This is a genomic window from Mycobacterium sp., assembly GCF_044223235.1.
Classification (GTDB): Bacteria; Actinomycetota; Actinomycetes; order Mycobacteriales; family Mycobacteriaceae; genus Mycobacterium.
In genome coordinates this window covers 537,393-562,619 of sequence record NZ_JBGAME010000002.1, presented here as the reverse complement: position 1 = coordinate 562,619, position 25,227 = coordinate 537,393, and the positions used below count along the sequence as shown (strand labels likewise).

18 protein-coding genes are annotated in these 25,227 nt (G+C 60.4%); 3 read left to right on the top strand and 15 right to left on the bottom strand.

The features are described from left to right. From ADBZ6K_RS05705 to ADBZ6K_RS05695, 3 genes are all read left to right on the top strand, one after another. Window positions 1–1,107: sugar transferase (locus ADBZ6K_RS05705; RefSeq protein ID WP_526344850.1), on the top strand; the 1,107-nt coding region annotated here is incomplete at its 5' end. Between the two features lie 73 nt (window positions 1,108–1,180). Next, entirely contained in the window at window positions 1,181–2,917 is a 1,737-nt protein-coding gene (locus tag ADBZ6K_RS05700; protein ID WP_526344849.1) for an ArnT family glycosyltransferase, read from the top strand. Window positions 2,918–3,742: 825 nt separating this feature from the next. Continuing rightward, on the top strand, window positions 3,743–5,074 hold the full coding sequence (locus ADBZ6K_RS05695; RefSeq protein WP_526344848.1) for a right-handed parallel beta-helix repeat-containing protein: 1,332 nt from the start codon (window positions 3,743–3,745) through the stop codon (window positions 5,072–5,074). A gap of 87 nt (window positions 5,075–5,161) precedes the next feature. Here ADBZ6K_RS05695 and ADBZ6K_RS05690 read toward each other — a convergent pair whose 3' ends face one another. The 15 genes from ADBZ6K_RS05690 to ADBZ6K_RS05620 all read right to left on the bottom strand — a co-directional run bounded on the left by ADBZ6K_RS05690 (window position 5,162) and on the right by ADBZ6K_RS05620 (window position 25,226). Next, the gene (locus ADBZ6K_RS05690) at window positions 5,162–5,611 is read right to left on the bottom strand and encodes a hypothetical protein (RefSeq protein WP_526344847.1); all 450 of its coding nucleotides are present in this window, start codon (window positions 5,609–5,611) and stop codon (window positions 5,162–5,164) included. 713 nt (window positions 5,612–6,324) lie between these two features. Further along, complete coding sequence (locus tag ADBZ6K_RS05685; protein ID WP_526344846.1) at window positions 6,325–7,578, bottom strand: glycosyltransferase; 1,254 nt, start codon at window positions 7,576–7,578, stop codon at window positions 6,325–6,327. 64 nt (window positions 7,579–7,642) lie between these two features. After that, entirely contained in the window at window positions 7,643–9,121 is a 1,479-nt protein-coding gene (locus ADBZ6K_RS05680) for a hypothetical protein (protein WP_526344845.1), read from the bottom strand. A gap of 113 nt (window positions 9,122–9,234) precedes the next feature. Beyond that, window positions 9,235–10,287: a glycosyltransferase family 2 protein gene (locus ADBZ6K_RS05675; protein WP_526344844.1), complete on the bottom strand. Its 1,053-nt coding sequence runs from the start codon at window positions 10,285–10,287 to the stop codon at window positions 9,235–9,237. Between the two features lie 35 nt (window positions 10,288–10,322). Then, a complete protein-coding gene (locus ADBZ6K_RS05670) occupies window positions 10,323–11,678 on the bottom strand; it encodes an O-antigen ligase family protein (RefSeq protein WP_526344843.1) in 1,356 nt (451 codons plus the stop codon). A gap of 91 nt (window positions 11,679–11,769) precedes the next feature. Next, the gene (locus ADBZ6K_RS05665; protein WP_526344842.1) at window positions 11,770–13,092 is read right to left on the bottom strand and encodes a tyrosine-protein kinase domain-containing protein; all 1,323 of its coding nucleotides are present in this window, start codon (window positions 13,090–13,092) and stop codon (window positions 11,770–11,772) included. 14 nt (window positions 13,093–13,106) lie between these two features. Then, on the bottom strand, window positions 13,107–14,843 hold the full coding sequence (locus tag ADBZ6K_RS05660) for a lipopolysaccharide biosynthesis protein (protein ID WP_526344841.1): 1,737 nt from the start codon (window positions 14,841–14,843) through the stop codon (window positions 13,107–13,109). A 3-nt stretch (window positions 14,844–14,846) separates the two neighbouring features. Continuing rightward, window positions 14,847–15,836, bottom strand: coding sequence for a glycosyltransferase family 2 protein (locus ADBZ6K_RS05655; RefSeq protein ID WP_526344840.1), 990 nt, complete (start codon window positions 15,834–15,836; stop codon window positions 14,847–14,849). A 139-nt stretch (window positions 15,837–15,975) separates the two neighbouring features. Further along, complete coding sequence (locus ADBZ6K_RS05650) at window positions 15,976–16,845, bottom strand: hypothetical protein (RefSeq protein WP_526344911.1); 870 nt, start codon at window positions 16,843–16,845, stop codon at window positions 15,976–15,978. Window positions 16,846–16,868: 23 nt separating this feature from the next. After that, the gene (locus ADBZ6K_RS05645) at window positions 16,869–19,289 is read right to left on the bottom strand and encodes a Gfo/Idh/MocA family oxidoreductase (RefSeq protein WP_526344839.1); all 2,421 of its coding nucleotides are present in this window, start codon (window positions 19,287–19,289) and stop codon (window positions 16,869–16,871) included. A gap of 10 nt (window positions 19,290–19,299) precedes the next feature. Further along, window positions 19,300–20,400, bottom strand: coding sequence for a transferase (locus ADBZ6K_RS05640; RefSeq protein WP_526344910.1), 1,101 nt, complete (start codon window positions 20,398–20,400; stop codon window positions 19,300–19,302). Window positions 20,401–20,410: 10 nt separating this feature from the next. Next, window positions 20,411–22,051 (bottom strand): lipopolysaccharide biosynthesis protein, encoded by a 1,641-nt coding sequence (locus tag ADBZ6K_RS05635; protein WP_526344838.1) that lies wholly within the window; start codon window positions 22,049–22,051, stop codon window positions 20,411–20,413. 58 nt (window positions 22,052–22,109) lie between these two features. Further along, window positions 22,110–23,027, bottom strand: coding sequence for a glycosyltransferase family 2 protein (locus ADBZ6K_RS05630; protein ID WP_526344837.1), 918 nt, complete (start codon window positions 23,025–23,027; stop codon window positions 22,110–22,112). Between the two features lie 23 nt (window positions 23,028–23,050). Further along, on the bottom strand, window positions 23,051–23,947 hold the full coding sequence (locus tag ADBZ6K_RS05625; protein ID WP_526344836.1) for a hypothetical protein: 897 nt from the start codon (window positions 23,945–23,947) through the stop codon (window positions 23,051–23,053). Between the two features lie 52 nt (window positions 23,948–23,999). Further along, the gene (locus tag ADBZ6K_RS05620; RefSeq protein ID WP_526344909.1) at window positions 24,000–25,226 is read right to left on the bottom strand and encodes a class I SAM-dependent methyltransferase; all 1,227 of its coding nucleotides are present in this window, start codon (window positions 25,224–25,226) and stop codon (window positions 24,000–24,002) included. Window position 25,227: the final 1 nt, after the last annotated feature.

The window sequence follows — 25,227 nt, the reverse complement described above, 5'->3', positions numbered from 1 at the left end:
GGCTATCTCGCGGTGGCACTTCCGGTGGGCGTACTCGGCTTGGTGCTGAGCAGGTGGATGTGGCGCGAATATTTGATGCGCAAGCGCGTCGATGGCCAATACCGAACCGCCGTCATGGCCATCGGTGAACGCGAAGCGGTCCAGAACCTCGCGAACGAGATCACGCGAAACCCCACCGATGGATATCAGGTCGTGGGGATCGGGATACCGGGCTACGGTCCGTCACGTGGCGAAAGCCTGATGGTCAACGGTCAATCCGTTCCTATCGTTGGCGGGGAGACCGATGCGCTGAACGCGATCCACACATGCGGCGCCGATACGGTGGCGGTCGCCGACACGGGACAGTTCGGGGTACTGGGACTCCGCAGGCTTATCTGGGAGCTCGAGCCGATGGGCGTGAATCTCGTCGTCTCACCCGGAGTGATGGATGTGGCGCTCAATCGACTTGTGATGCGACCGATTGCCGGTCTTCCGCTGTTGCACATCGAGAAACCTCAGTATCACGGGGCGAAGCGCTTTCAGAAGCGCGCCTTTGATTTTTGCTTCGCGATGGCCGCCCTCATCGGCACCCTACCAATACTTGTTATCACTGCCATCGCGATCAAGTTGAGTAGCAAGGGTCCCGTCTTCTACGCCTCCGAGCGCATTGGAATAGACGGCAGGCGGTTTTCGATGCTGAAGTTCCGCACCATGGTTGAAGACGCTGATAAACAGCTGGAGATGCTGCTGGACAGGAATGAAAGTGATGGTCTTCTCTTCAAAATTCGAGATGACCCTCGAGTAACACCTATCGGCCGCGTACTTCGACGCTTCAGCGTGGACGAACTACCACAGTTCATCAACGTGCTGCGGCAAGATATGAGTGTCGTCGGACCGCGGCCGCCACTGATGCGGGAAGTGGAAGCCTACGATTGTGACGTACAGCGAAGGCTGCTCGTGAAGCCGGGCATCACCGGTTTATGGCAGGTGAGCGGCCGATCCGATCTCTCGTGGCATGACTCCGTCCGCCTGGATCTCTCGTACGTCGACAACTGGTCGATGGTCGGAGATATCTTGATTATCGGGAAGACGATGCGCGCAGTGTTCCAGCGCACTGGCGCTTACTAGTGATATCTCCTCAGGCCGGGCAATGGCGGCTTCTCCAGGAACGGGCCAGGCCCTCCGCCGCGTACGAGTTTGATTGCTGAGTCCGGACATCAAGCTTCAGCCGGCGTCAGTTGAGGAGCGGTCGTTCCCGAGGCAGGGTGACCTCGCCGCGGCGCTGTTCGTCGTCGTTTGGGGTATCGGCTGGCCTGTACTGGTGTCAACGCTCAATTGTCCTTTGACGATTCCCCGCAACGACGCGTTCGCGTACAGCAGGATCGCCGAGGCGCTGGCCGACGAGGGCACGATCCACCTGGTCGGATACGGGAAGATGTCGCTAGTCGGCCACATCGCCCTCGCGCAACCATTCTTCGGGCAGATCGATGATCGCGAGGTCGCGGGAAACATCTTCGGCATCGTCATGATGACGATGGCGATTCTTCTGAGTTACACACTCGCTCGGTGTTTTCTGCGACGTGGGCTTGCGGTTCTGGCCACACTCACCCTGGCGTTCACGCCGGGCCTGGCCAACACGACGCCCACATACATGACCGAGCCGACGTTCCTGTGCCTCATTGTCGGGACTCTGCTCGCCGGTGTGGTCGGCTTTAGATCATCGAGCCACGCCCGGCACTGGCTGGTTCTTGGTGCGGTCCTCGGACTCACCAGCTTCACGGTTCGCGAGTTCGGGATAGTCGCTCCCCTCACGATTGTCGCAGTCTTTGCTGTCACGAACCGGGTCTCGCGGGCCTTCGCGGTCAGCGTAGCGGGTGCGGTCGTCATCGCATGTTTGGCCTTTTACGAATGGCACCAACACCTTCCCGGCCTCCAGACGACGGCGTTCGAACTGCACCCCCATGGGCTCGTCTTGCCCCCACGCGCACTGTTCACACTGGGCTTCTATGTGTTGCCGGCGACGCTGCGGCCGGCACTGGTGTTACTGCGCGCCCCCAGCCGACTCACCATCACCGGCGCAATCACCGCGGCTGTGCTGGCACTACCCGCACTCGCCGTCAGTCATCAACTCTTTCTCGACGACATGCTCGGACGATGGGGCGTCAGCGGACAAGCCGTCTTGAGCGGCACACGGCCGATGCTCTTTCCGCGGCCCGAGTGGATGGTGCTCCATGCAATCGCGCTTGTCGGCGGAATCTGCCTCGTTGTGGTCCTACTAGATCTCGGCAGGCGCCGACGACAGAAGCGCGGGCGCGATGCTCTCCTGCTGCTGGAGGCCTTTGCCGTCGCCTACGCGATCGGGATCGTGGTGTACGGGACGGTCGCAAACCAGCTCGACGACAGATACATCTGGCCACTGGTGCTACCGGTCGCAATCATCATCATCGGGCGCACACAGCGCCCTGTCGTCGACCAAGAGAAGCTGCGCACCCCATGGCTCGCGGTGGCGCCATTGCTCGTGCTTCTCGTGACCAGCACTGCCCTGAATCAGGATGCGGCCGCCTACGATGCTGCGCGCTGGGAGGCCGCTCAGGGGCTGGTCGACGCGGGTGCTTCGCCGCGTGACGTTGACGGCGGGCTGGAATGGGAGGGCGCTCACTCGCCGGCCATTGCGAATCTGGACACAGCCCACAATCTGGCGATCGACCCCTCGGATCCGTACTACACCGGCTTCTGGCTCCCGGCACACCGGTGCTTCGTCGTCAGCAATTCACCACCTGATCCCGGTGCAGAGCCCCTGACGACGCGGACCTACCGATCGCAGCTTGGCCTCAACACCCGAACGTTGTACGTGTGGTTACGGCCCGGACCAGGGTGCGAATCGAAGCTCGGCGGGTTGGGCGGCCTCGGAGTTCTGACGACGGACCGCCCAGCATAGACCTGTCGATTCACGAATGGCAGAAGCGATTTAGCTCTCGTACTTCATGAGGGACGTGTGCCCATGACACGGACTGGGCGGACGCCGCCGTTTGTTGAAAACGGTTCCAGCGCTGACTCTTCTGACTCTCCAACTGCCGTACACGGGCGGGGCTCGTATCTGCACGGACTGCGGCCGCCAACCCGGTGGTGGATACTCGCCGACGCGCCTGTCAACGGCCTCGCGGAGCAGGTCGCCATGTCCGGTGTGACGGGCCGCACTCGTCAATGAGATCACACAGCAGCCCGCGTAGGCCGGCATGCCGTCCGTCACCGCCCCCGAGACGTGCTGCTCGGGGGATGTCGGCCGCGGCCGGTCATCCGGCTGCCCTGGGCGTGGACATCGAGCACGTTGAGTAAGACTGGGTGGCAGCGGTGATTCAGCGTCATTGCCTCAGCCACTACATCGAGATCCAAACCAATTGGGGTGTTGAGAGATTCGTCCGCTTCGCACATCCCATCGTGGAGATCCGCCGTTGTTCTGACCGCCTCCGAACCCGACCTCGCTGCCGTTCCGCGACGCCGACCAATCCGCGATCAGCCTCGTAGCGGTCCCACGTCTGAGGGGCATATCTCCGTACCCTTGCGGGACATTCTGTGCCACAACATCTTCCGTGATAGTGTTCGAGATAAGAGAAGTGGTACCAAGTGGTCCTCGCCGTTGTAGAGCCAACGATGCCACAGCACCGCCGGCGGACTCTGACCCGCCAATGACCACGCCAGGCAGAATAAGGTCGTGGCGTCGGGGGGTATCACAGGCCTGTGATGAGTAGCGAGCGGAGCAAGCGTGACAAGTACAGAATCCGACGACGGAGTACCGCTCCTACCTTATCCACAATCCAGCGGCGAGCGGGCGCCGAACGGCAGCACGTTCTTCGTTTCGGCGCACGGAGACGACGGAAATCTCGGGACTTCCGCCGACGCTCCGTGGAGAACCCTTGGGCGTGCCATGAACGAAGATTTTGCCGCGGGGGATCTACTGCTGCTTGAGCGTGGTGGCACATTCTTTGGGCAGATCAGAAAGACACCAAGGCCGAGTACGGGCTTGCGGTGGACGATCGGAGCGTACGGATCGGGACCACAGCCCGTTGTGAGTGGTTACAAGATCCTCGATCAAGCCGCCCGGTGGGAGGCCGTTGGCGGCAACATCTGGCGAATCGATATCACGGAGCCCGCCGCATTCAGTGGTAACACGTCCAACACCAGCTGGAACATCGGTCATCTCCGGGTCGGAGAGGATGTTTTCGGCGTCTTGCGGGAATCGACATCGGCGCTGACGGGCCAGTGGGAGTTCCATTGCGCCGCTCCACATCTGTATGTCTACTCCGCGCAGAATCCGACCGTCGCGGCGGTCTCAGCGGGAGGTCTCCGCGCTGCCCCCGACGGCCCTCTGATCAACGTCCGAAGCAATACCGAAATCCTGGACTTGACCCTGACAGGCACTGGCGGGACAGCGATCACGAGCCTGGGTGAATTTGTGGACAACGTTCGAGTAGCCGGAAACACGATTCACCACGTTGGCGGTTCGGTGCTCACAGATCAGGGAAACGTGCGCTATGGAAACGGCGTGGAAGCCTGGATACCGTCGAACGGTTGGATTGTCGAGGACAATCTCATCTATGAATGCTACGACGTAGCGCTAACGTGTCAGGGCAACCAAACGTACGGCTTGACGATCAGCGATATTACGTTTAGGCGCAACATTTGTCACCATAATTCGCAGAGTATCGAGTTTTGGTCGTCGGGAAACCCAACCATCGATGGAACTGGCTTTTTCAGGATCCTCGTTGAGTCGAACATATTCTCGTGGGGTGGATACGGCTGGGGTGGCCCGGTGCGTCCGAATCAAGATCTGAGATGCCAGATCTGGACGGGTTTTTGGGAGTTGCCGACTGACATCAAGGTGCAGGGGAACACTTTCAACCAGGCCTTCTCGTTCTACCGATTTTCGTACCCGCATCGGCCTGTCGGCTTGATATGTCAACGCAACGATATAAGACTCTCATCGGGCACAAGGATGGAATTCCTCGAGCCAGACACGATTAATGACGCACAGTCGTGGGCATTGCGAGAAGCCGTTGAGTTCGATTCAACCTTTACGGTATTCGACGGTTCATAAGGGCGCGCCTCCACCGGCGCCGGACCGCCGCGCGCCGATCCACGCACCCTCATGAAGCTCGTGACGGATCACTACCGGCACTAGTCGCTACGGACATCCTTGGAACAAGCCGTGGGCCTCCCATTCGGGATGCGACTTCATACTCTCGGAGCACCAGGCCTGGCCTTCGGGCGTGCTACTCCTCCAGTACTCCATGTTCTTCTCTTCCCTGGCCGCCCGGCCTTCTGGACTTGCCGCCGAGTTGCCAACTTCGGTGGCCGATGCCAACCCTGCATTGCAGTTCAGGGAGAGCAGGAACCTGCTCTTATCGTTGCTGTCTTTCTGCCAATGGGTAACGATGCACTCGTCCATCGGCAGCCTGGTGCCAAAAACGGTCGCGATGACAGGGGTCGAACTCCACGCGCCAATCTGCGTTCGGGCATCTGCGTACGTCTTGCCCGTCAGGGAATCCGCCATGGCGACGCCACTGCCGAGTGCGGCCGCCGACACCGCCGCAGCACCGACGACAGCGCCACCCCGAGCAATGACCCTTTTCACGTGTGACCACCCTCCAAATCCGGTGTTAGCGACACGCGTGTCCACCGCGTGCCACGGCCAGCCGCGGGGGCGCCTGTAGCGTCTGTCCCCCACTGGATTCTCAGCCGAGCCTGACTGAGGTGAAACGTTCGGAGACTGAATGGATTCGTACACGGCATTCCTGCTCCGATCCCCCCGACGATCTAACTCGCAAATTTCTGCTTGTTAGCTTCATTGACAACGTTGGCCCGAGATCGCATCCCCGGGTTCCACGAAGCTACCATCCCGTTGCGCGCGCGGCAATGCACTTTTGGCAAATTGATACCGAGACTTGACATCAACGGTGGGCGGAGACTTCGATCTTGTCTGATCAGGCATCTATATGCACTACAGACAGTGTGATCACCGCACCGACACTGCGCCCCGACAATCGCACCCGGGCGAGCAGCGTGCACCACGGTGCCGTACATAGCAATCTCTAGTCGAACATGCCCCGGCCATCCGGAGCCCGCCGCTGATTCGGCGGCGACGCGGCCTACCCACGCCGAAAACTGCATCGACAGATCACTTAGTGGCAAAACAAGCATCGACTTCGGCCATGAACCCACGACTACGCAGAAGAGAGCCCCCACACTCAGCAGGACGTCGCAGTCCCCGCTACCGGGCCGCCCGGATGCCCCATCCCACCGAGCACGCTGTCCCGGGCTGCTGCGGCCTCAGAGAGTGCGCTGTTCCTACGGGCGCTGAAGAAGTGCCAGATCGTAGATGCGGTGAAGCCCATCCAGATGATCGCCGTCAGTAACGATTCGGCGCGCTACCGCCTGCCTGAACTCACGCGTTCCAGCTCGATGGACCGCGAGTTCGCTCTGGATAGCCCCCGCGAGGCCCTCCACATCCTCAGCCGCAAAGACCGTACCGGTGTCAGGGGAAACCATCTCCGGAAGCCCCCCGCGGTTGCTTACTATCGCCGGAACTCCGTGCTGAAGACTCTCCCGCACGGTGTAGGGACTATTCTCATCCCAACGAGAAGGATGAACCGTAACTGCTGCGCCATCGAGGATCTGCTTTAGCTCGCTCGGTTCGTATCGTCCCAAGAACTCAACATTTCGAAGTGCAAGCTCGGATGCCAACATCCGCAACTCCCCCGCCGCGTTTCCGGAACCAGCGATCCGAAGTCGAGCGTTCGGAATTCCAACCTGAACAAGTTTCCACGCCTTCAGAAGTGTGTCGACGCCTTTCTCGCGGGACAATCTGCCGGTGTACGCCACGGTGTTCTCCCAACCGTCTGCCGCATTCCGCGCAACCTCCGAACCCCAAGAGAGATCGAGGTATTCGATCGGCCCTGCAATCCAGGGGGACGCGCGCAGTGTAGACGCCATGAATTGCGACGGTGCGTGAATGACAGTGCCCGAGCGACGCCATACCTTGTCGGATATCGGAAGTTCCACTGCGGCGATGGCGCTCGGAACAATCGAACCGCGAACGCATTGCTTAACCAGAATATTCGAAGCGCGCTTCAATGTAGTTTGGTGTAGGCAGGCCGTACATCTTGTCTGATCATGGTCGTTCCAAAGTCGTTGGCTTGCGCATACGAACTTGTATTCGTGCGCTGTCGTTACGCTCGGTATGCGATTGACCCGTACGACGTGCCCCACGCTCGGGGTGAGTTGTCGACAAGTCATGTGAAAGTGGACCATTTCGGGATTGAACTCGCCGACGACCTTCTCGAGCTTGCGAGCGACTGTCCGAGAGTAGACGGAACTCGCTGCACTGATGGCCGCGTGAGCCCCGTGTCCGGAGAAGTCTCGATTTGGAGTGAAGGTGGCGCGGCCAGCTATCGAGTCCAACACTTGAGAACCCGGCGGAGGCGACATTCCGAAGAAATGCAGTTCGTGACCGGCGTTCTCGAGGTTGCGCGAAAGCCAATCGATGTACGTTTCCACCCCGCCAACGTGATGGAGAAACTTATTTACAATGAGGATCTTCATGCACAAATCTCCATTTGACGGGCGTGATTGCAGGGACTGACCATGCCGGCTTCTCCCTTCGGGGCTAATAAGCGCAGGTGCGCCCGGACCGGTTGGAAGTGAGGAGCCTGTGGCGGTCCTCAGCCGTATCTGAGTGCCGTGCCACGTACTTCATCGCATCGTGCGGCGACGGGAAGAACGCCAGTGTCTGAAACCACTCACTGTTCGAGTCTTGGCCGGTGGCAGCAGCCCACGCATGAGCATTATCGACCGTATATCGACCGGGGAATTGAATGCGAGTCTGCGGCCGGAGCACGATCACGTTATGGTCCATCGTGTATCCGCTGAGTTTGTCGTGCCCGCCGGCGGGAGTTGCTATGTATGAGTCGTACGCATTGAAGATCGTGTTTCTCGAGAAATCGATTCCGGCAGGATGCTGTCCGTCTATAAGGATGACGCTACCAATTCCAGGCTGGACCGGTACCGTCGAGCTTCCCCATGGACGTCCGGTGTTCATGCAGAAGTTGCTATTAACGCTGCATCCGATCGACGCGCCCTCCGGGCTGCGAACAGGGCCATATGCGCCGTATCGGAAGACCCGTGCCGTATTCCAGACCCTGTTGTACTCAAATGTGCAGCTTGAGGCCGCGACTACCGACCCGTGAATGCCGTCTGTCACCGAATACGCAGTGTCATAAACATCAAAGATGTCACTAGACCTCACGTGCGCAGACGATGCGCCCATGGCCAAGTCGATGGCGTTGCCGTATCGACGGCCCGCAGCCAATTCGGCGCCACCGATCTCGTGAATGAAGCAATCAACGATCTCCGTATTATATGCGCCATTTTGCTGATAGCCGCTGCCCCCTGAACCAACGATGTCGAGACCGGCTATCAATAAGTCACTGGTCGCGCCGATTATCGGGCCGTCGACCGCTATCCGCAGGTCCTCTGTTGCGCTAGTAGGATTCTCCGGTAGATATACGAATAGATGCCTTCCATCACTATAGAAATCCCATTCCAACCTGAGTTCGTGTATGCCCCACTTCTTGGAGCCCTCGATGCTTCCATCCACTCGTAGGAAGCCGACATTTCCTGAACGATTTTCCGTGTTCCCGCCCAATTTGGCGGTGTCCACGAGGTCGACGCGCCATATACGCGGCGCAACCGGCGTCCACGCATCCGCGCGGTCGACCACTTTGTATGCGCTGATGATCGGCCGCGCACCTGAGCCGTAGCCGGTGATACCGAGTCGCGATGGAGGCTGGCCGGCGGGACGCTCAGTTCTGATGTTTCCGAAAAACTCGTCACCGCGGCGAAATTTGATCGTATCGCCAGACAGTATTGTGCCATCGGCAATTGCATTGTTTATACGGGCAATCGACTGCCAAGGATCGTCGCGTGTGACGCCGGAATTGCTGTCATTGCCAGATGCCGAGACGAAGTAATCGCGACCCGATTCGAACTTATAGGCGACCGCACCTACCGTCACCGCGGTGACGATCCCCGCACCGGCTGATATCCGTAGGAAGGATCGGCGATTCATATTCTGAAATCGGCTCACATCAGCAAGTCTAACCCGGTTTTAATGCCTGCATCGTCCTGCAACATCGCCCTCCTGCCGGGACGCGATGGCGTATAGCGCACACCTCCCCGAGCGCGAAAATTTACTAAATACTAGGTAAGTCCCCGATCGGTTTCAATAGAGGACGGTCGCAATGCCCACTGTATGAGCCATACGCTCAAGCGAATCTGTTCGACAGCCCAACCACGGCCGCCCCGACGGAGTGCGGATGCACTGAAAGCGCACGACGCCGCGATCAGCCGCAGAATTCCGCCGATCAGAACGGCGAGCCGACCACGCCGAATGGATTCCGAACCACTCCAATCAGCCATCGATATGCTCGGCGCCAGCGCAAGCTCGGCGATACGTAACCATCTTTGCGAGTCGTCGTTCTTCTTCCGGCTTGCGCCGCCAACGTGCTCAGCAGCCAGGCGTTGATCCACCACGACTCGGTAGCCGTTGACACGGGCCCGATGGCAGATCTCTTGGTCTTCCAGGTACATCGGCATGCGTGTGTCGAGGCCCTTACCGAACACCTCGCCCGCAATCGCCATGAATGCGCCGCTGGTGATATCGACGTCGATCAGTGCAGCGTCAGCCTGGGGCTCGATGTTCCGTCGCCGGGTCAACATCAGCGCGGCGGCGTTCGGCGTGCCCATCGTATCGGCGATCAGCCGTCGCGCATTCCAGCGACGACGCATACTTCCGCGTTCGACCACCCCCTCGCCTGTCACCAACTTTGGAGCGGCCACACCCACGCCAGTCACCTCGAGAGCGCTGACCACTCCAGCGATGGTCGCCGAACTCGTTGCCACATCGGGGTTCAGCAGCACCACGACCCTCGGGGCGCCCCATTTCGCCACCGCAAGCGAGTACCCCGTGTTGACACCAAGGGCGAAGCCCGAGTTGAACTTGTTGACCAGGCTGATCGCGCGATCGGCGTGATTGGACAACTCCTCAGCAGCGAATTTCACCAGCTGCGCGTCGTCGCTGTTGTCCAGAACCACCAACCGGTTCACCGTGTCACCGGCCAACCACTCTTGTAGTGCCGGAAGCAAATTCCGAAACGTCGTCGCCGATTTGTAAGTGACGACGATCGCCAGCACATAGCCCGGCTGCGCCACACTCAAGTGCCGACCGGCGCGTCCCGCCTGATTTGAATTCATACTCACGAGCATGTTGGAAACCGACTCTCCCCTGATTAACGAGCTTCAAGCCTGAATTCGGCCAGCCCGGAGCGGACTGGCACATCATCTTCTGGGACGCCAGCACGATATTGGTAGCAAGCGGCTCCGACGACAAACCAGAACAGCATCTGATGTTGCGTAAAGAAGCCGGCACTGAGCAATCCTGGCAATTGCAGAACGAGCACGCTCCACATCGGATTCCGGAGATTCCAGACGGACTTTATAGCGATGACGGCGTATAGGATCGCCAAACACACGGCCGCCACCCAGCCCGCGCCGACAAGCGTCTGAATCAGAGAATTGTCCAGGAAAAGGAACCTCATGAAGCGGGCGCCCGCCTCGGTTATCTTGTACTGATCCGCCGGACCCCACAGATTCGATCCGTCGAGTGCTGCCGCGACCAATCGTTCACGATACGCACTCGAAGCTGAATAGTCGGTCTGCGTCTGCATATCGACTTTGGCCGAATAGACGGCATATACGGACACGCCGACCACGGCGAACGCGGCCGGCAATATCAACTGCCGTGTAGCGCTGCCATACGACCACCGAAGTATCGCCAGTCCCATTGCTATGCCGACGCATATCAATCCCGACCTACTGCCGGAAAGGAACACTGCCGCGGTGCACAATGCGGCCGCCGGATACTTAAACCGGCTGTGCGAGGTTAACCATAGATATAGTGCCGCCGCGAGGATTCCGCTCAATGCGATGCTGTGCCCCCACGTTACCTCCGCCCGGAGCATGCCACCGCGAGTTTGTACGTCCTGAAGAGATCCTGATCCCTCATTCAGGATGGGGAACAATTTGCCAATAGTTATGCAGGTGTCCGCTGTCTTCCCGTCGTAACCGGTACGCTGCGCGGGCGTGAGGGCGGCAATCTCACTTGCGCCTGGACCGGTACAACGCGATGTGCCATTCAACAGGGTTTCGAATATTGCGAACACAGCCAGCGTGAGACCGCCCCACCGAATAGAGTCGAGGATCTTGGCTGGAGAATTGTGCTCGCGCTGCGCGAGGAGCCCGAATACGAACGGCACAGCCCAAAAACCGACCGGAACGGTCGACGCGGCCGCGATTCCACCGAGGACGTAGCCGCCGACGGTAAAGGTCAAGAACAATCCGGCGACGACCGCGACCAATGGCGCGTCAATCCGTATGTCGGCACGCCCGCGACATATGACAGACACGATCCCGATAAGAGCAATCGCACACGGCGGGTACAGGTGTCCCGCGCCTGGAACTGCCGGCGCGACCCAGACCGGCAATACGACCATCGACCAGATGAACGTCTGGATGGGGTATCGCCACGCACAGACAAGGACGATAGGCACGGCCAATAGGGCGCATACCAAGAGCAAAATACTCATGACTGCGCTCCTCTCAGCTACGAATGTTGGATGACGATGTCGATTTGGATGACGATGGCGGAAGGTGCTTCGCCGACTGGCAGAAATACGACTAGAACCGCCGCGACTTTGGAGTGTTGCTGACGACGACGCCTACCGGGTTCGCGCCAACCGCGCGCAACTCCTTTACCGCGTCGCGAAGCTCCGCCTGTTTGGTGTCCTTGTAGCGGGCCACGACCAGCGTGCCATCGGATTCGTGTGCGAACACTTGTGTATCGGATCCGGACGATAGTGCGCCGCCGTCGATCAGTACGTAATCGAACTTGTCGCGAAGATCGTCCATCAGACCTCTGAACCTGTTGGAGCCGATCAGTTCGCTGGCGACGGCCGATGAGGGCATGCCTGAAGGAAGCACACTCACTCCATCGAAAGCTGTGGTTTGCAGCACCTCGGCCAGGTCCGCTCGTCCATCCAGAATGTCGGTCAGGCCCGAGTCGTTGGGAATGCCCAGATAACGGGCTACCGCTGGGGCCTGCAGATTGCCGTCGACGATGACGACCGCCAGATTCGCCCGCGCCAACGATCGGGCGAGGTTGATCACGACCGTGGTTGTGCCTGCGCCGGGCCCAGGACTCGCAACGGTGATCGCCTTCGGCGGCACGTTGGAGTTCAGGAGAACCAAACTGGTCCTCAGTTGCCGGTACGCGACACCGCTGGGTGTGGGCGGATCCAGGCTCACGACGTGGGATGCGCGGGCTTCGGAATCGACCGGGACCGCGACGAGGACGGGGAGGTCGCCTGATTCTTCAACTGCTTCCCTACTCTGTATCCGCGTATCGAATTGCTGGCGGAGGGCGGCCAATGCGATGCCAAGGAGTAAGCCGGCAATTATCCCAAGCGCGATATTGCGATCAGTCTGGGGCGTGACCGGAGCGCCGGGGACCGTAGCGTGCTGGTCCACGACGACCTGTACGTACGATGCACTCGGTGGCTGCCACGGCGGTATCTCGAGCTCTGTGACCATCGAGACGAACTCTTCCGATAGTGCGTTTGCGAATGTCGCGGCCCGCTCGGCCGAGGTATCCCGGACGCTGACATCGATCAAGACGTTCTCGGGGCTGGACACTGCGGTCACCTTCGCCGCGAGATCCGGCGCACTTATGTCGAAGCCATTGTGATCGATAGTCCGCTGGGCCAGGTCGGTTCCCATGATGAGCTGCGCGTACGACGCGACTCGCTGCTGGGAGAACAGGTTCCCGTTATACGCTTCGTTGAGTGAATTTGCGGGGGTGGCAACGAACAGCCTCGCGGATGCCGAATATATTGGCGTCACGTTAAGTGAATAAGCAACTGCCAACGCGGCGACGACAAACGTGGTCGCCAAGACCGTTATCCAGCGGTCACGAAGTATCTTAAAGTAGGCGTCGATTTTCATGCGTGTCAGCTTTCTTATTCGTTACCGAGCTTTGAAAGATCAGTAGTCACGTATCCGGATCCGTTGCGTTCACCTTCTCTGCGCGCATCGAACGCGTCCGGATCCTGGGATGCCGTCGATCGACTACTATCTCGAGAATCTCGAGCCAGGATCATTTCGCGGCTCACCCCGCCGCGCCACCGCGAACCGCGTTGTTCCCGAAGTCTGTGGCGTCCCTCGCCTCGAAGGGTGACTCGCCGGCGGAATGCGGCGAGCGCCGGCATTACCGATGGAATGTATTTCAGGCGCGATCCGAGAAGAACGTACACGACCATGAACACTGCCGCTCCGGTGCACAGCGGAACCAGAGCCTCCCCGCGCGTCGCCGGCGATGAAATGAAGCTGATCGGTGCGGCGAAAGCGGCTGCAACGATTCCGATGCAGAAGGGCCCGCAGACCGGAACGAAGAAGTCCCGTAGCGGGATCCGCAGTACCCGATGAATCAGCGTTACCGCGATTATCTGGCCGCTCGCGCTCGCGACGGCAACGCCGACCAGCACTCCGAAGAACCCGAACGCATGACCAAGGAACGTCGACAGGACCACAACCAATACAGTCGTGATTCCCGCCGCTACCACGATGACGCCCATCTCGTTGATCGCGAGGACGGTCGAGGTGAGAACTCCGGTGGCTACATTCAGCGCAAATGTCAGCGAAAGTACGATAGTCGCCGTGCGCACATCCGAGTGAGGGATTCCCAGCCAGAATGGGATGGCACTTGCGGAGACCGCCACCAGGAGGAAGGGAAGAAATACGCTGACTGCTGCGTTTTTCGTGGTGAGTTCTACGTACTGCTTGCGAATAGCGTCCCGACCGTCGGCGGCAAATGATCGCGTGAACTTGGCAGTCATCGCAGAGCATGTCGCGACGCCAACAGAACGTGTACCGAGCGCCAGCCTGTTTCCAAGCTCGTAAGCCGTTGCCGCCGCTGGGCCAACCACGATTCCTGCTACCAACTTGCCCGTATGCAACTGAATGATGTCGGCGACTGCGATCGACTGACTCTTCAGTCCGAATGGCAGGATCTGAGACAACGTGCTCCACCGGGGCAGACCCACATGGATAGCTCGTTCATCTGCTACTACGCACACCAGGATGACAAGCAGACCGACTGCACTACCCGCGACGCTGCCCGTTGCGAACCCACGAAGCGACGGTTGCACGATGAGGAGGCCGGCAACGCCCCCGATGGCGACACCGCTGGTGTAGAGAGCGATTCCCAGTCCAGACGGTAGGACACTTCCTCGCCCGAACGAGGCGGCAGCGAAAGCTTTCCCGATCAATCCCGCGATCAGGATGCAGATCGAGGATAGGAACAAGTACTGGGTGAGGGCCTCGTCCCCGGTCCTGATGACCGATTCCAGAAACGACGGAAAGGTCAACGGAACGAGCAACAGCGCTCCACCGAGGATTACGAGGACCATCAAACTCGTACCCAGCGTTGCACGTTCGCCGTGCCGGTCCCCCCTCGCATGGAAAAGCGCTACGAACCGCGTCACCGATTGCGATACCCCGAGATCGAACATTGCACCGTACTGGGCGATTGCACCGGTCATCGCCCAGTACCCGTACTGCCGGAACCCGAGCTTATTCACGACAAAGGGAACCGTGGCGAAGTACGCGATATAGCCGATGAACAGCGGAATGAGTTGAGACGTTGCACCAGCCTTCAGTGAGCTGGTGCCGATCTTACGAGTTCGCGTTTCGGTCACGACTCAACAGCCCATCATCGGACGCAGCGGTTTTGTCGTGCAGACGCTCCACAGATGTCGCCTGAGCTCAGAAGTCCGGTCACGCAAGGGTATTGGCGAAGACACGACGACGGTCCTTGCCGCCTTTGCCATCTCACGAACCCACAGCCAGCGAGCGGCGTTGCGGAGCTTCTTGTCGAGTTTGTCGTTCTTGGCTATGCCCGCGGCTAGCCACGCGCTATCGAGCCACGCCCTTCCGCTGTGTCGGTTCACCCCAGTAACGGAATCGTCGTGGTGCCACCTGATCGAAAGTTCGGTGTCGACCCACGAGGCGTCAGACTCGGCGAGGATTCGGATCCAGGCTTCCATATCGTTCAACTGCTGCACATTTGAGTTGAACCCGCCGACCGCGATGATCGTTTCGCGGCGGACCATCACAGACGTTGGCTCGCCAATCCAGTTTGCCGAGGAGTGTGAGCGCAGGTACCGGTAGATGATCGATCGACCATCGTTCATTTCAGACAGTGGCTCGAGTGGACCGTGCAGTGATGAACACCGGCGGCGCCAGTCCTCATCGTTCGTCTCGATACGCCTCGGCGCAAACGCGAGACCGATCGAGGGGTCGCGGAAGCGTGGAACGAGGGTTGCGAGGCATTCCGGGAGGAGCTGGTCGTCACTGTGGACGAACTGCACGACCTCGCCCCTGGCCTCCATCAGGCACTTATTGTGGTTACCGATAACCCCAATATTTGTGGGGTTCCTGATGTATCGGATCCGCGGGTCGTCAAACCGTGCAATTTCTTCGCGGGTCGCGTCCGTCGACGCATTGTCCACGATCAAGCATTCGAAATCCTGGTACGTCTGAGCGAGGACGCTCGATATACACCGACCGATGGTCGTCGCGCGATTGTGGGTCGGGATGCAGACGCTGACGTACGGCGAGCCGGGATCCTTGCGTGGACCGCGCGACTCGTCTGCGACGGCGTCGTCGCCTGGCATCAGAGCCTGCCCCACGTAGGCCTCCCACCGTAGACGGCGGCAATTCTAATCGTTTGCCCGCGGCTCCTGCGGACGTTTGCTGAACACGGATCGCGCAACAGCACGCCAGCACCCCGACCTATCGGCTGCACTTTGTGATTCAGTCGGCCGGGTGTCATGTTCTGACCGGCCAGTACTCATCCACCAGAGCCCGGGTAGAGGCGATATTGCCGCGACTGGAGGCACCGAACACTATTGATTCGATATTCGGCAGCTGACATACCCATTCGATTGCTTCGCGTGGCGGAATCGCGCCACTGGCGAACACCGACATGGCCACGGCACGGAACCGGCGCGTCTCCAGCGCGTCGACGTAGGCGTCGACGCCGCCTGACATGCGGAAGCCCAGTTTGTTGATATTCGAGCAGACGATCGGGTTGTCCAGGCCGACCCTGTCCAGCGCATCGAGCAGCCGCGGCAGATTCATCGTGATGAAGGCCGGTTCGGCGCCGTAGCGATTGCGAACGTGAGTGGCGAAGACCCGAAACGCCTCGTCGAAACCCAGTCCGAGCAGCAGGTCGACAATGACGTTCTGCATCCAGATCACGGGGGTGGGCAGGTCCGCGAACATCTTCAGTTCGGCGTCGATCAGCAGCGTGGAGATGCCCTCGACATCCTTACCCGCAAGGGATTTCGTGCCCCGCACGACGCTGTCGAGAAGACCCTCCTGCGGCAGAAATCGGCGGATCGCGCCGATGAAGCCGTCGTCGGTGATCGCGTTGGCGTACTTATGCGCATACGGCATGCACGGATAGAACTTCAGGTCTGCGTAGCGCTCCGGGTGGGCCCGGGCGATGTCGCAGATATCGCGGATACGGTCGTGCGTGGTGCACATGAATGTGGTCACGCCCTCCTCGTAGGCCGTATCGAGGACGCTCATGATTGCGGCGGTGTTCTGGAACCGCATCTGCTGGCTCCGAGCTTTCTCCTCGGACATGTGGTTGACACCAAAGAACTGATTGTCCCCGAACAGCAACCGATCCATGACCGGTGGTCTGGTCGCGATAGTCATGTGCTGATCCTTCCTCGTACGGCGCGAACCGTCGCGGACGCGCTCTGCTTGAGCAACTGGGCAACCTGGCCTGCCTGCCTCGGCTGGTGTACAGAAACACCCGCACGGTTCGCCACGCCACTGTCGGGCGACCCGATCGGAACGACCGCCCGCGCCGCGTCGTCGACGATCGCAGCAATCACCCGATCGGTGACTGTTGCAGAAGCGAAGTCGTTCTCCCCTTCAGTCTTGCCGGCGCGGGCCCGCTGGACGAAGGCATCCAGCTGCGCGCTGTACTCCTCGCCGCGCAGATAGAACCATGGGGCTTCGGTCATGTCGGTGGTGTAGCGGACATTCCAGCCGGCGCGGTACCCCTGTGGTATCGGTGCCGTGTCGCGGAGATAGACCTGGATCTCCTGCCGGTCGGCGTAGATCCGGCCGTTGGGGCCCCACAAGGTGATCTTGGTTGTCATCTTGCGCTGCGACTCGTCGGACCAATTCACGCACAGCTGGGCGGTACCTCTCGGGTAGTACAGCGTGGCCGCCACCGCGTCATCGATCTGTGCGGAGAAAACGCTTGTGAGCGCACCTCCGCCGACCCCGATCGGCTCGCCCAAATACCACGTGAGCAGGTTCAGCGGGTGGGCCGCGTAGTCATACAGGCTGCCGCCACCGGTGGTCCGCTGGCTGCGCCAGGTCTGGCCCGATTCCTTCAGCACGACTGGCCCGTAAGCCTCGACAAAGGCAGTGTTGACCGGTCCGATCGCGCCGAGCTCGAGTAGCCGCCGCACCTCACCGAAGGAAGCCACGAAGCGGTTGTGGTAGCCGACCTGGGTCACCACGTTGCGTTCGGCGGCCAACGCGGTGAGGGCCGCGCTCTCGGCCGGGTCCGTGAAAAGCGGCTTCTCACAGAAGACGTGGATGCCACGCTCGAGGGCCTCACGGACCATACTTGCGTGCAGGTGAGTCGGCGTGGCGATGATCACCGCAGCCGGCTTGGCCTCGTCAAGCATTCCCGTGAAGTCGGCGTACGTCGGTACACCCGTGTACTTGCTCAGCACATCGCGCATGTACTTCGTGGCGTCACAGACGCCCACCACACGCACACTTGGGTGGGCCTTGATCATCGACAGATGGGACAGGCCCATCTTCCCAAGCCCGACAACCGCGACATCGATCACGCCGGACAAACCTTCTCGATCGGGGCGGCGTTGAGCCGACGTGGACGGGCGTACGGCCGACGTGGATGGACGTTCGGCCGACGTGGTGGACGGGGTGGCCGGCGGCATACTCCGCAGAGACCTGCGCGGCTTGTCCGCTTTGGCCATGGCGGAGCGCAGCGCCCGTTCGTACTGTTCGCCAATGTGCTCCCACGTGAACTCGGCGCGGTATCGGCTGCGGCTGAATCTGCCCATCGCGTCAAGTCGCTGCCGATCGTCGAGCAGTCCGTCCAGGAGCGACGCCAGGTCGTCTTCCCCAGTGAAATAAGCGTTTCCGGTACCAGCGACCCAGCGGTTGAAGGAGTTGTTGTGTGCGACAACCGGGTTGCCAGCGGCCATCGCCTCGACCAGTGACGGATTGGTCCCGCCCACGGTGTGCCCGTGGAGATACAGCGCGGAATGGAACCGCAGCGCCCCCAGTCGTTCCGTGTCGAAAATCGCTCCGGGGAAGATGACCTCGCTTGAGGCCGCAGCGCGAACCTCGCGATGATAGGCATCGGTGTCGGTGTACGGACCGACGACAAGCAGCGATCTACCGCGCTCTCGCTGCGACCATGCCGACACGATCTCCAAGATCGAGTTCTCCGGGATCGGCCGGCAAACCACCATCGCGTACTTGCCCGGTTCAAGACCGAGCTCAACGACCGGCGCGGTCGATGCCGAGTTCACCTCGTGAGCGCCGTAGGCGATCGTCGTCACCCGGCGGGATCCGAAGTGCCGCTTGAGATATTTGGCGATCTCGGGGTGATCGGCGATCAATACGTCGGCGACGGCGCCCGCGATGCGCTCATTGCCAAGCAGAATTCCCTGCTTGGCAAGACCCCAGCGCGCCCGGGTCCACTCCATCCCGTCCATGTTTATGACGTTGGGGATGCCGCGGAGCCGCGGAGCGATGTCGAAGACCCCGGTGTTATAGCCGAAGGTCAACCATGCCTCGCGCGGACCCCGATGGCGCATCGCGTGACGTACCGACTTTAGATCGAACGACGAAGTGCCGAGCCAACCGTCACGCGCTTCGGGGATGCGGACCCGTTCCAGACCCTGCCATTCGTCCGTCTCGATGGGGCCGGTACCAGGTATCTGGCAGTACACGATCACCCGCCACCCGTGATCACGCAGATATCGCCCGACGTTCTCCGCGGCAGTTTCGAAGCCCCCGTACGCCGCGGGCACGCCGTGCGTTCCGAGAATTCGTACCGTCGGTATATCTGAATTCACCGTCATGGGACTAATGCGCCGCATCGATGCTCTCAATGTTCACCCATTTACCACCGTTCAACTCGATTTCGGGTAACTGCGCACGCACTTCGTCCATCAGATATGGGACCAAGGTCACCACGTAATCTGGCCGCGAATTTATCAATTCCGCCGGGCTGATAATTGGAATGTTCGTGCCAGGCATACGGCGCCCCCATTTCGCTGCAGATGCGTCCGCGATACCAGAGATTTCTGCGCGATCGACGTCCGCCATGGCGAGCGTCGCGACTACTCGGGATGCCGCGCCGTAACCGAACACGGTGTGTCCGGCTTCCCTCTGGGAGATAAGCCATGCTCTGAGGCTGTCAACAGAGGTCTTGGCCCTATCTTGGAGCCGAGCGACGTATGCGGGCTCACGAACGCCAACTTCTTCTTCTTCGCGCAGGATCCGCAAGACGGTCTCGTCCGGTGAACCATCACGTGTTGCTGCCAGCAACACTGTTCCGCCATAGAGGTCGAACGTCCAAGCCGTTCGCGGACGAAAACCCACGTCTGCCAGACTCTCGACCAGCGTGGATAACGAGTGATATGCGTAATGACCGAGCCGGAGAATGTTCCATTGTCCGTGCTCGACCATCGCCCGCAGCTCATGATATTGCAGCAGCAATACCCCATCGTCGGATACGCGGTGCGCGCGTTCCGCAATTGCGGCGGCCTGGTCTCTGAAATGCATCAGACCGAAAGAATCGATGACCACATCCGCAAGTTCGTCATCTGCGGCTATGTCGAGCCCTCGGTCGGCAATCAACTTCAACCATGACGCACCATGAGAACTTCGATACTCCGCGACTTTAGTACCAGGACGCAACCATCCTGCAGCTGCGAGGCGCTCCACTGCGTCCGCCGACTGCAGCACCGAAACTGCGGGCTCTACACCCCGCGGCTCTTCGGCGTCGGTGGGGTCGTCCATGAGCTGTGGCAACCCACATTCGGCGCATTGCCACATTTGCAATGAGTACGTGGCGTCCGGTCCGGGATCATCGACCAGCGGAAAATAGTCGGACGGTGGCTGGTCGCCAAGGTCGAGGACGATGGTCCCCGAGTTCTTGGCGCAGAGGCGACAAGACGGCATCGGCAAGGTTCTACCTCTCCCTACGGTGGCTTTGGCAGTCGCCGGACGACCCCTCGAAGTCCTGTGGGCCGCTTCGCGACGAAACGGGCGACAGCGCCACGGCGGCTTGAGGACCTGAATGCGTATCTCCAGGCGGAACGGTCTCCGGCTGAGCAACTCCTCCGTTCGTTGACGCATCGATCGGCGCGAGACCACGGATGCGAGGCAGATAGTCGAGCCGCCACCCAAGCGCGAGATAGAGAAGGCAGAACGCCACGCTCGACGCCAAGAACGGCACGACAGCCGAGGCGCGGTCATGCGGCGCCGCGATCAAACTGATCGGCAATGCCACGATTGACGCAAGTACGGCGACCGCGAACGGCCCGGAAATGGCGCCGAGGAATCTCCTCATCGGAATCCCAATCCGCGATTGCAGGAACCACACGCCGAGAAGATTCTCGACTATCAGCCAGCCGCCGTAAGCGGCGACGAGACCGTTGAACCCGAGCGTGACCGCCAGCGGAATCGCCAGGGCCACCGACATGGCGGCCGATGCGACCGCAGTCGCCGCGATGATTCCGGACCGGCCCGTGGCGAAGATCGTTGCGACACAGACGGCGGTCGACACATTTACCGCAATCCCCAGAGATAGAGCCGAGACCACGGTGACCACAGCGTCATGGCGAGCGCCGAGCCATAGAGGGACAGCCGAGGAGCCCGTCGACAAGAGGAGAAAGGGCAGGAATATCGCTACCGCCGCGTTTCGTCGGGTGAGTCGCGCGTACTGCGTGTGGATCGCACTCATCCCGCCGGTCGCGTATGCGCGGGTCAAATGGGTAGTGATCGCAACCGATGCGACCGAGCCGAACGCCTGAACTCCCTGCACCAGCCGGATTCCGAGTTCGTAGACTCCAGCAGCGGCGGGACCGATCACGATTCCGGCGATGAGCTTGCCCGATTGGAACAGGACGACATCGGCCGCACTGACCGCTTGGCCCTTTATTCCGAAAGCCATGATTTCACGAGCCAGGGCGCCGTTCGGGCGGCCCATCGTCACCCGACCTTCGTCGACGACAATGGCGACAACGACCGCGCACAAACCGAGGGCCGCCCCCATCGCAGTTCCGAATGCAAAGTTGCGCAGGGTCGGAGCGACGCCGAGCCCAACGAGACCGCCGACGACCTGTGCCGTCCCCAGTACCGCGAGGCCGATGTTCGCAGGGACTTGCCGACCGCGCCCGAAGGACGCCGCAGCCAACATTCTGGCCAGGAGTCCGCAAGTGAGCATCGCCGCCACACAGAGCAACAAGTACCTCGCCAGTTCGACATCGCCTGTGCGCAGCACGATTTCGGCCGCACCAGCGAACAGATAAGCAATCGCACAAAGCAGAGCGCCGAGGCCGAGGATCGCTGTCAAGCAGATGCCGACGACCGCGCGGTCTTTGTCCGATTCTCCGCGAGCGTGGAACAGGGCGACGTATCGGTTGGCCGCTCGCGATGCCCCCAGATCGAACAGCGCGGCATACTGTGCGACCGCACCCGTGATCGCCCAGATGCCGAAGTCGTGCAGGCCGAGTTCACTCACGACGTACGGAGTCGCGAGCAGGTTCACGCCATAGCCGGCGATCAATGGCAGGGTCTGCGCAATCGCTCCGATCTTGAGCGACTGCACCCCGGCGACATTTCGCGAATCACCGGGGTGCGCCTCGACCGGCGCGCGACGGAGGAGGTTACGCAATGTCGTCCGCCGGGAACCGGAGCGGCGGTCCTGCCGCGAGATAGCGTGCTTGGCCGATGAATCTTCTGACCTGTGACCAACGCTGAACACGAGGTGCCTGGAAAATCGGCTGCGGGCAGCGCGCGAAAGCCCGCAACCACAGTGCCAGCGCTCGGGCACGAACAGAACGGCTGAGTTCGGGGCTGCGCACGAGATCGGAGAGCACCCAGAGTTTGTCGAGGGTTGCCGAGCCCGCGTAGTGGTCCGTCGCCGAACCGGCATGATGCCATCGCACCGCAAGCTCTTCGTCGATGAACGCGGCGTCGCAATGACTCAACACCCGCATCCAGGCGTTGACATCCTGCAGCTGCGGCACTTCGGGCCGGAACCCCCCCGCAGCGATCAGAGTTTCCCGCCGAACCATTACCGATGTCGGTTCGCCGATCGGATTCCCGTACCCGCCGGCGGCGAGGTACTTCCGCACCAACTCGCGGCCGTCATTGACCGGTGCCAACGGCTGGAGGGGTCCATCGAGCCTGCCGTAACTTGCCTTCCACGACGCGTCCGTCGTTTCGACGCGCCGCCGGGCGAATGCGATTCCCACATTCGGGGCGTCAAATACGGGCACCAGTTTCTCAAGGCAGCCCGGAAGCAACCAGTCGTCACTGTGGACGAACTGGATAAGGTCGCCCCGTGCAACCTGGACGCACCTGTTGTGGTTCCCGACGAGGCCGACGTTTGTCTTGTTGCGCACCAGCCGAACGCGTGGATCGGTGACCGCCGAGACCTTCTCCACAGTGGCGTCGGTCGAATCGTTGTCGACCACTACGCACTCGAAGTCGCTGTACGACTGCGAAAGCACGCTTTCAATGCTTCGTTCGATGGTGTCCGCGCCGTTGTACACCGGTATGCAAACGCTGAGCTTCGTCACTGGGGTTCGGTCCGAGTCCGTGATCAGATGTTCAGTACAGACGGATCGAATACAAGGACACCGTCCTTGCTGCCGGCCTGGTCATAGAGTTCGATGACCTCATCGGGCAACGAATCACCCGTATCGATACGGCGATAGTCGCGAACGGAGGTTCCGGTCGCCAGCGAATCAACGTTCTCCGGCCCGATCTGGCCGATCAGATCGTCGATATGGACGGTGCGGAAGTCGACGCTCAAACGCGCTTTTGCGGTCGCGTTCGGGACCGTCGAATGAAGCTGTGCACCAGAGAAGGACAGAATCGACCCAGGATCGCCAACGATTCGAACCTTTGCTCCGGGATCTCCTGCCCTCAATGTCGGATGCGGGCGGGGATCGTCCTTCACGTAGTTCGCGGCATCCCGTCGGGACGTCAGGTTCCATTCGTAGGCGTCGAAGTCATCGCTCGAGTTCGACGTCGGACGCTGCCAATAGTCGGGATGAAACTGCATACCGGTCACCGCCGAATTACCCGCGATCGGTGTCCACCAATTGTTTTGGCATTGCGGGGCCGAGTACCACGTATCGCGATGAGCTTTGTAGTTATAGCCCAGTCCAGCGGACAAGTATGCAGACGGTGGAACCACTCGCAGCTTCGGAACATCGAAGTATGTCTTGGTCGGATCGGCACCGAGGTCGGTGAGGATGTTACGTAGCAATTCCTTCGACCTCGGGTGATGAGTGAACCCGGGCTTCAAGGGCTTGAGGATTGCCACGTACTCATCGACGGACAGTTCGTCGTGCGCGGTGAGTGGATCGCGACCGCCGAAGGCGTCAACGATCATTTCAAAGGCGAAGTCGCACAGCGCTTTGACCGACTCGCGCGGCGGGATGCAAAAAACCTCGCCCTCGTAAAGTCGCCGGCGTCGTTCATCGTCCGGCACGCTAGATTCCGTCGAAACTACCCACGGCATGGGACTCACCTTTCTCGTATTGTCAATCGATGACTGATAGTTCGGGGATCGGGACTACGAACTTGCCGCCCCAATCGCGGATAAACGACATATCGCCGATGATCTCGTCCTTCAAATTCCAGGGCAGGATCAGCAAGTAGTCGGGACGCGTCTCGCGAATATGCGATGGCGGATAGATCGGAAGGTGCGTCCCGGGAAGGAAATGCCCCTGCTTGTACGGACTTCGATCGACGGTGTAGTCGATCAGGTCATCCCGGATGCCGCAGTAGTTGAGCAGGGTATTCCCCTTGGCCGGGGCCCCATATGCGGCGGTCTTGAGCCCGCGTTCACGGGCATCGATCAGGAACTTCAGCAGCATCCGCTTGGCCCGCTGCACTCGCAGTGGGTAATCGAGATAGCCAGCCAGGCTATCGAGGCCCGCCGCGCGCTCGACGTCCTTCAAATCCTGCACCCGCAGCCCCGTCTCCTGCCTGGACGAGCCGGTGTGACAAGCAAAGATACGCAATGAACCGCCATGGGTCGAAAGCTGTTCGACATCGAAAATCCGCAGATTCTGGGCGGCGAAGACACGTTCTACTGTCAGGAGCGAGAAATATGAGAAGTGCTCGTGGTAAATGGTGTCGAACTGATTCTGAAGGATCAATTGAAGGAGGTGGGGGAACTCCATCGTGATCACACCGTCGGGGGCGAGCACGACCGACATACCCTTCACGAAGTCGTTCAGATCGGGCACGTGCGCAAGGACGTTGTTGCCGATCAGCAGATCGGCACGAGTCCCCCGTTCCGCCAATCCACGTGCAAACGCCTCGCCGAAGAATGCCACTTCAGTGGCTATCCCACGCTGCTGGGCCACCTCCGCAACATTGGCCGCCGGCTCGATGCCGAGCGAAGGAATTCCGGCCGAAACGAAGTTCTGCAGGAGATAGCCGTCGTTGCTAGCGATCTCGATCACTTGCTTCGAGCCATCCAGGGAAAAGCGTGCCATCACCTCGAGTGCATAGGCTCGAGCGTGATCCAGCCAACTTTGCGAATACGATGAAAAGTATGCGTAGTCGCTGAATATCGAGTCGGGCGGTTCGAATTCACCGACCTGCACCAGCAGGCAGTCCGAGCAGACATACGCGTGGAGCGGATAGAATACTTCGGCCCGATCCACCTGCTCCTGGGTAAGGTAAGAGTTCGCCAACGGCGACATACCGAGGTCACAGAATGAATGCTTCAGCGGCAATCCGCAATGACGGCAGTTCATC

What these genes read in the sequence shown, in the direction of transcription:
- ADBZ6K_RS05685 (WP_526344846.1), bottom strand. Translation starts at nt 7,578, where the DNA reads ATGAAGATCCTCATTGTAAATAAGTTTCTCCATCACGTTGGCGGGGTG.
- ADBZ6K_RS05640 (WP_526344910.1), bottom strand. Translation starts at nt 20,400, where the DNA reads ATGCCGTCTTGTCGCCTCTGCGCCAAGAACTCGGGGACCATCGTCCTC.
- ADBZ6K_RS05650 (WP_526344911.1), bottom strand. Translation starts at nt 16,845, where the DNA reads ATGGATCGGTTGCTGTTCGGGGACAATCAGTTCTTTGGTGTCAACCAC.
- ADBZ6K_RS05670 (WP_526344843.1), bottom strand. Translation starts at nt 11,678, where the DNA reads ATGAGTATTTTGCTCTTGGTATGCGCCCTATTGGCCGTGCCTATCGTC.
- ADBZ6K_RS05675 (WP_526344844.1), bottom strand. Translation starts at nt 10,287, where the DNA reads ATGAATTCAAATCAGGCGGGACGCGCCGGTCGGCACTTGAGTGTGGCG.
- ADBZ6K_RS05665 (WP_526344842.1), bottom strand. Translation starts at nt 13,092, where the DNA reads ATGAAAATCGACGCCTACTTTAAGATACTTCGTGACCGCTGGATAACG.
- ADBZ6K_RS05620 (WP_526344909.1), bottom strand. Translation starts at nt 25,226, where the DNA reads ATGAACTGCCGTCATTGCGGATTGCCGCTGAAGCATTCATTCTGTGAC.